The sequence below is a fragment of the Streptomyces mayteni genome (assembly GCF_054783955.1).
On sequence record NZ_BAAGPR010000195.1, the window covers coordinates 1 to 7,453 of the forward strand.

Consider the following 7,453-nt stretch of genomic DNA (forward strand, 5'->3'; position numbering starts at 1 on the left):
CACCTGCTACGACCCCACCACCCACCAAGCCCACAACAAGATCAACACACCCACCGAGGCGCCCATGGCGGCATAGAGGTTGACTCAGGGAACTCACGGGTGGGCCTCCTCCGCCAGAGGGTCTGCTGTACAGAATGACACCGCGCATTCCTCACACCCCGCAAGAGATGTGCTGTCCACTGGCAGAACCGATCAGAATGCCCGCCGTTCTCCCTGATTCTCTGTACAGGATGACCAGTGCATCCGGTATCGCTCGGCCTACTTCTACAGTGTTGTAGATTCTGAGTCGAGGACTGTTCCCGAATCCCAGGAGTTGATCGACGTGGGAGTGTCGCTGTCCAAGGGCGGTAACGTCTCGCTGACCAAGCAGGCCCCGAACCTCACGGCGGTGACCGTCGGTCTCGGCTGGCAGGCGCGCGCGACGACCGGCGCGGACTTCGACCTGGACGCCAGCGCGCTGCTGGTCGACGCGCGGGGCAAGGTGCTGAGCGACCGGCATTTCGTCTTCTTCAACAACCTCAAGAGCCCGGACGGCGCCGTCACCCACATGGGCGACGAGCTGGTCGGCGGCGCCGGCGCCGTCGGCGGCCTCGACGGCGTGGGCGGCGACCAGGAGGAGATCGTCGTTGACCTCGTGGCGCTGCCGACCGAGGTCGACCGCGTCGTGTTCCCCGTCTCCATCTACGACGCCGACGCCCGCCGACAGAGCTTCGGACAGGTCTCCGGGGCGTTCATCCGCATCGTGAACCAGGCGGACGGCGGCGAGCTCGCCCGCTACGACCTCACGGAGGACGCGTCGAACGAGACGGCCATGGTCTTCGGCGAGCTGTACCGGCGCGAGGCCGAGTGGAAGTTCCGCGCCGTCGGCCAGGGCTACGCCTCCGGGCTGCGCGGCATCGCGGCCGACTACGGGGTGAACGTCTGAACGCGCTTGTGAGGATTGTGCGTTCGCACACGTCGAGGGGGCCCGGTGGGAACCGGAACCCCCTCGACGCGCGTGTGGCCCCGGCGAGGGCCGAGTGCGGGCGGTGGCTAGGCTGTTGGCCGACGTGATGCGCAGCACACCGTCCCCGAACGTGCCTCGTGCCCCCGTGAACGGAGGAATCCGGTGCCGTCCCCACGCTTTTCCAGCACCTTCGCGAGCAAACCGTCCCGCGCCAGCCGCGGTCTCGTCCCCGGCCGGCGAGTATGGGCCACCCTCGGCGGCACCGTCGCCGCCGTCGCCGTGATCGCCGGCGCCACCACCGTCGCCGGCTCGCTCGTCGACGACGACCAGGACCCGGTGGCGGCCCCCGCGCCCCAGGAGCTGGAGCCCAGCGAACTCCTCGCGGACGCGACGGAGGAGGAGCCCGAGGAACCCGAGGAGGAGCCCGCCGAGGAGGACGAGGAGCCGGCCGAGGAGACCGAGGAACAACCGGCCGAGCAGCCCGTCGAGCGGGCCCCCGTCGAGGAGCCGGTCGAGGAGGAGCCCGCCGAGGAACCGGCCGAGGAGCCCGCGGACGAGCCGGACCCGCCGGCCGACCGCGAAGAGCAGCCCGAGCGGCAGAACCAGCCGGCCCGGGTGACCGGGCCCACCGGCCTCATCGTCGGCCTGGCCGAGAAGTGCGCCGAGAGCAACACCTACGAGCCGGGCAACGGCACAGGCCTCCACCTCTGGGACTGCAACGGCTCGAACCGCCAGCAGTGGACCGTCGCCTCCGACGGCACCCTCCGCGTCCAGGGCTACTGCCTCAGCCTCGGCGGCGGCGCCACCGCCGACGGCACGCCGGTGGTGCTGGCCAGCTGCGACCCCACCCAGGCCATCCAGCGCTGGCGCATCGAACGCGCCGCCGGCGACATCGTCAACGTGGTCGCCGACCGCTGCCTGGACGTCGCCAACGCCAACACCTCCAACGGCACCCACCTCCAGATCGCCAACTGCTCCGGCAACCCGGCCCAGAAGTGGACCGCGCCCTGACCGTCCCCCGGTCCTCTGTGCCCCAGGCGCGATGTTCACCGGGGAAACCCGAAGGCCGTGAAGTTTGGCTGCGGGCTCATGTGTCGGTGAGTACTTCGCGGGATGTGACGTTAGGCCCGTTTTCCTGGGCGTTTCGCGGCCCCACCGTCGCACCCGGCGAGTTCGTGGCGTGCGGTGGCGTCATAGGAGGCGCCGCCCCAGCCTTCTCGTGACCGGCTGTTCACGCGCGGAATGCGCGAGTAGCGTACACGCTGTAACGGCACACGAGCGGGGAGTCAGAATGTCTGACGACTTCGACGTCTCAACACGCACCATCGGCACCAGAATCCACGAGCTCCGGACCATACGGGGCTTCTCCCTCTCGGAACTGGGCCGCCGCGCCCACGTCTCCGCCTCCCAACTGTCCCGAATCGAGCGGGGGCAGCGATACGCCTCGCCCGGAGTGGTCGCGTCCGTGGCCCGAGTCCTCGGCGTCGGCGTGTCCGTGCTACGCGGACAGCCCTACATTCACATGCTGCAGAAAGACCGGCTCGACGCGCTGCTGTCTCCCATCAGCAGCGCCCTCGACAGCTGGGACCTGCTCCCCGACGACGAGCCCCCGTCACGCTCCCTCGATGCCTTGGAGGCGGAGGCACGACGGATCGCCGGATTCCGAGTCAGGACACGGTTCGCCGAGATCGCCGAGGACCTTCCCGGGCTGATCGTCGAATCGGCGCTCCTGGCTCAGTCCTACGATCGGTCTGGTCGGAACCGTGAACGTGCTTTCGCCCTTCAGAGCGAGATGGCGCGTACGGCGGCCATCGTGGCCTACCGGATGGGCTTTATCGACATGTCCCGCCTTGCCCTGGCGCGGATGGCCGCTGCGGCACCGCAGTCCGGCGACCCGCGCCAGGTCGCCATCGAGCGCTTCGAGCGGGCCCATATCACTCATGCTCAGAGCTCACGCCCGGATCGCGGAGTGTCCCTGATGCGGCGCGCGCTGCGTGACCTCGATGACGACGGCGACCGCATCACGAAGGCCGTGCGGGGGACGTTGCAGTTGCGGGCGGCTACACATGCGTTGCGCAGCGGGGACGCGAGCGGATCGGAGGACTTCCTTGGCCAGGCCGCCGAACTGTCGGAGACCACCGGAGAGACCGGCAGCCCCGACGCGTTGGCCGACTACGCGCTGTCGTTCGGGCCGACTGAAGTGGCGCTTTCCCAGTTGGGGGCCGCCAACGACCGGGAGGACCACGCCACGGCGCTGACCCTGGCTGCCGGGGTTCGCCTGCCCGCCGACTTCCGGCCGACCGGGGCGGCCCGGTTCTGGATCGACAAGGCACGAGCGGAGACATGGACGGCCCGCAACGACGAGGCCCTGAAGTCCCTACAGCAGGCGAAGCAGGCCGCACCACAACTGACCCGATACCACCCCGGGGTCCACGAACTGGTCGGGACCCTGCTCCGAGCCCGGGCCAAGGCGCCAGACCCCCTGCGCGAGTTCGCCATGTGGAGCGGTGTGTAACAGGGGGCGCCCTGAGTCAATCTCCCGGACGGGGCCCGGGAGCTGGCCGACGCGGCGCAGCCTTCTACGCCCGGCCGTGGGCGGTGCGGGAGCGGCGGGCGGCGGAGTCGAGGGCTACGGCGAGGGCCAGGACCAGGCCGGTGACGATGAAGCGGAAGGAGGAGTCGAGGTCCAGCAGGGTCAGGCCGTTGGAGATGGACTGGATCACCAGGATGCCCAGCAGCGCGGAGAACGCGCCGCCGCGGCCGCCGAAGAGGCTGGTGCCGCCGATGACGGCGGCGGCGATCGCGTTGAGGTTGACGTCGCCGGCGCCGGTGGCCTGGTTGGCGGCCGCCAGGCGGGACGCGGCGAGCAGGCCGCCGAGCGCGGCGAGCGAGGAGCAGAGGATGAACGCGGTGGTGTAGGTGCGGCGGACATTGATGCCGGCGCGGCGGGCCGCCTCCGCGTTGCCGCCGACGGCGAACAGGGAGCGGCCCCAACTCGTGCGGGTCAGCGCGTAGTGCGTCGCCAGCACCAGGCCCACGAAGCAGACGAACATCCAGCCGACGCCCCGTGCCTCGTTCAGGTACCAGGCGGCGAAGCCGAGGCCGGCCAGCACGGCGACGCTGCGGGCCAGCAGCAGTCTGGTCGAGCGGGCGGAGAGGCCGGCGCGGCGGCGGGCCGCCGCGAGGGAGTGGCCGGTGACGAACAGCCAGCCGGCGGCGAGGAGCACGAGGACGTAGGACAACCAGGCCGGCACGAAGGCGAGTTGGGCGAACCGCACCAGGCCGGAGTCGTAGGGCAGGTTGATCGCGCCGGTGCGGCCCAGCAGGTAGAGCTGCACGCCGAGGAAGCTCAGCAGCCCGGCCAGCGTGGCGACGAAGCTCGGCACGCCGAGGCGGGTCACCATCATCGCGTAGACCCAGCCGATCGCCGCGCCCGTGCCGATCGCGGCCGCCAGGGCGAGCGGCATCGGCCAGCCCGAGTCGACGAAGGTGACGGCCGTGATCGCCGCGGAAAGGCCGCTGACCGAGCCCACCGAGAGGTCGATCTGACCGACCAGCAGCACGCACACCACGCCGAGCGCGATCACGCCCACCGGGACGCTCTCCACCAGTAGGTTCACCAGGTTGGCGCTGGAGAGGAAGGCCGAGTTCAGCGACTGGAAGACCGTCCAGATCACCAGCAGCCCGAGCACGATGGGCAGCGCGCCCAGGTCGCCGCCGCGGATCCGGTCGAGGATGCCCGACAGCGCGGGCCGCAGTCCCTCGCCGCGGCGCAGGCGTTCGTCCAGCAGGTCGAGTGGCGGCGTGGTACCAGCGGTTCCCGGGTCACTCATCGCCCGCGTCCCTTCCTCGGTTGGCCCGGCGGGTCACGACGTTGTCGGCCGCGCCGATGATGGCCGCGACGATGTCCTCGTCGGACACCTCGGCGGTGTCGAAGAACCCGTTGTTGCGGCCGAGCCGCAGCACCGCCACCCGGTCGGCGACCGCCCGGACGTCCGCCAGGTTGTGGCTGATCATGATCACGCCGAGGCCGCGGTCCCGCAGCCGCTCGATGAGGTTGAGCACCTCCGCGGTCTGCGCCACGCCGAGCGCCGCCGTGGGCTCGTCGAGCACCACGATCCGCGGGTCGCCCAGCAGCGAGCGGGCGATCGCCACCGTCTGCCGCTGCCCTCCGGACAGCGCCGCCACCGGCACCCGCACCGAGGGGATCCGCGCCGACAACTGCCGCAGCAGCTCCCACGAACGCAGCTCCATGGTGACCTCGTCGAGCCGGCCGCGCCGCAACTCCCGCCCCAGGAACAGGTTCTCGACCACGTCCAGGTTCTCGCACAGCGCCAGGTCCTGGAAGACGGTGGCCACGCCGAGCGCGTGCGCGTCGGCCGGGCCGCCGATGGTCACCTCCCGGTCGCCGAAGGCGATCGTCCCGGCGTCCGCGCGGTGCACCCCGGCCAGCACCTTGACCAGGGTCGACTTGCCGGCGCCGTTGTCGCCGACCACGGCCACCACCTGGCCTGGCGCCACCTCCAGGTCGACGTCGGTGAGCGCGGCGACCGCGCCGAAGTGCTTGCTGATGCGGCGGAGCGAGAGCGCGGGGCCCGCGGTGTCGGCTGACATCGGCGGCCCCGCTCAGCTCAGGCCGGCCGCGGCGCAGGCGTCCGCGTACTCGGCCGTGCACACCTCGGACACCTCGATCTGCTCGGACTCCGCAAGCACCTCGGCCACGTTGTCGAGCGTCACCACCGTTGGCTCGAAGAGTTGGGCGGGCGTGTCGAAGAGGGTGGTCTCGCCCTCGGGTTCCTCGCCCGACACGAATCCGTAGGCCGCCTCGGCCGCCGCCTCCGCGACGATCGCGATCGGCTTGGAGATGGTGTTGAACTGGTCGCCCGCCACGACGCGTTGGGCCGCCGCGACCTCGAAGTCGTTGCCGGTCACCGGCGGCACCGGCAGGCCGGCCGCCCGGAACGCGGCGATCGCGGCGCCGCCGGTGCCGTCGTTGGCGGCCACCACGCCGGCGATCCCGTCGCCGAACCTGGTGATCTGCCCGCTCACCCACTCCTGGGCGTCCGCCGGCTGCCAGTCCGGGGTGTCGTACTCGGCGAGCAGTTCGAAGCCGCTGTCGTCGATCGCGTTGTGGATGCCGTCCTTGATCAGCCCGGCCGCGGCGTCGGTGGGGGAGCCGTTGACCTGGAGCAGCCCGCCGTCGGCGCCGGTCTCGCGGAGGTGGTCGACGAGCGACTGGCCGATGCTCTCGCCGATCGCCTCGTTGTCGAAGGAGATGTAGAAGTCCGGCGGGGTCTCCAGGACCGGCCGGTCGTAGGCGATCACCGGAACGCCCTGTGCCCGGGCGGCGTTGACGATGCTCGCCGCCGCCGTCGAGTCGACCGGGTCGATCACGATCACGTCCACGCCCTGCGCCAGCGCCGAGTTCGCCTGCTGCTGCTGGCGGGAGGCGTCCGCGTTGGCGTTGTTGTAGATGACCTCGCAGCCGGCGCAGAGTTCGGCCATCCTGGCCTCGAACAGCGGGCTGTCGTAGAGCTCGTAGCGGGTGGAGGCGATGTCCGGCATCAGGAAGGCGATCTCGGCGTCCTGGCCGTCGCCGTTGCCGCCCGAGCCGCCGCCTTCGCCCTCGGACGAGCAGGCGGTCGCGGCGGTCAGGGCGAGCAGCGCGGTCGCGGTGAGGTGAACGAGTCTGCGCACGACGTTCCTTTCCGAGTGGGGCTCAGCGGGGGAGGATCGGACGGTTGAGGGAGAGCAGGGCCGCCGGCAGTTCCGGGTCGGCTGGCAGCCGGAGTTCGGTGACGGCGACGTTGTCGAAGCGCGGGAAGACCCGGCGGTACGAGGACAGGTCGAGGCCGAGCAGCGCGCACAGCGCGAGCCGCAGCACCGTGCTGTGCGCGACGACCAGCACGGTGGCGTCCCGGTGCCGGGCGCCGACCTCGCGCAGCGCGTCCGCCGCGCGGCGGGCGGCGTCGCCCGGCGGCTCGGCGCCGGGGAAGGGGTGTGCCACCGGGTCGGTGACGAACCGTCGCACCAGCTCGGGGTCGGCCTCGGCCCTGGTGCGGCCCTCCAGGGCGCCGAAGTCGACCTCGCGCAGGTCGGAGACCACCCGCACCGGCACGCCGCACGTCTCCGCCGTGGGGCGGGCGGTGCGCAGGGCGCGGCGCAGCGGCGAGCTGACCACGGCGTCCACGCCCTCGGCGGGCGCGGCCCTCGCCAACGCCACGACCTGCCGCCGCCCCGCCTCGCTCAGGTCCGGGTCGCTGCGCGCGCCGGCGTACCGGTTGTCCTGGTGCCACTCGGTCTCCGCGTGCCGCACCAGCAGCAGTCGCCCGCTCATCGCGTCACCGCCGTGGCCTCGCCACGGAGGCCGGCTTCGCCGGCCGGCGGAGCCGGGGGGCCGCCGTGGGGTCGGCGGCCGGCCGTGCCGGCGGGTTGTCCCGCGTTCGCGGGCCGTTGGACGCCCGCGCGGCAAGCCACGCGCCGGCCACGGCGCCCGCCAGCCGCCCG

General features: G+C 71.9%; 7 protein-coding genes. 3 read left to right on the top strand and 4 right to left on the bottom strand.

Annotated elements, in window-relative coordinates:
• The first annotated feature begins 322 nt into the window (after positions 1-322).
• From ACYVPE_RS38505 to ACYVPE_RS38515, 3 genes are all read left to right on the top strand, one after another.
• Positions 323-925, top strand: coding sequence for a TerD family protein (locus ACYVPE_RS38505; protein ID WP_461038497.1), 603 nt, complete (start codon positions 323-325; stop codon positions 923-925).
• 183 nt (positions 926-1,108) lie between these two features.
• Positions 1,109-1,957: a ricin-type beta-trefoil lectin domain protein gene (locus tag ACYVPE_RS38510; protein WP_461038498.1), complete on the top strand. Its 849-nt coding sequence runs from the start codon at positions 1,109-1,111 to the stop codon at positions 1,955-1,957.
• Between the two features lie 280 nt (positions 1,958-2,237).
• On the top strand, positions 2,238-3,461 hold the full coding sequence (locus tag ACYVPE_RS38515; RefSeq protein WP_461038499.1) for a helix-turn-helix domain-containing protein: 1,224 nt from the start codon (positions 2,238-2,240) through the stop codon (positions 3,459-3,461).
• A gap of 64 nt (positions 3,462-3,525) precedes the next feature.
• Here the strand turns inward: ACYVPE_RS38515 and ACYVPE_RS38520 are convergent, their stop codons facing one another.
• From ACYVPE_RS38520 to ACYVPE_RS38535, 4 genes are read right to left on the bottom strand one after another with little or no spacing between them, the layout of a single operon-like run.
• Positions 3,526-4,779, bottom strand: coding sequence for a sugar ABC transporter permease (locus ACYVPE_RS38520; protein ID WP_461038500.1), 1,254 nt, complete (start codon positions 4,777-4,779; stop codon positions 3,526-3,528).
• Positions 4,772-5,560 carry an ATP-binding cassette domain-containing protein gene (locus ACYVPE_RS38525; protein ID WP_461038501.1) on the bottom strand — a complete coding sequence of 263 codons (789 nt, stop codon included), beginning with the start codon at positions 5,558-5,560 and terminating at the stop codon, positions 4,772-4,774. The genes ACYVPE_RS38520 and ACYVPE_RS38525 overlap by 8 nt, the downstream gene beginning before the upstream one ends.
• Positions 5,561-5,572: 12 nt before the next feature.
• The gene (locus tag ACYVPE_RS38530) at positions 5,573-6,643 is read right to left on the bottom strand and encodes a substrate-binding domain-containing protein (RefSeq protein WP_461038502.1); all 1,071 of its coding nucleotides are present in this window, start codon (positions 6,641-6,643) and stop codon (positions 5,573-5,575) included.
• 22 nt (positions 6,644-6,665) lie between these two features.
• Positions 6,666-7,283 (bottom strand): histidine phosphatase family protein, encoded by a 618-nt coding sequence (locus ACYVPE_RS38535; protein ID WP_461038503.1) that lies wholly within the window; start codon positions 7,281-7,283, stop codon positions 6,666-6,668.
• Positions 7,284-7,453 lie beyond the last annotated feature (170 nt).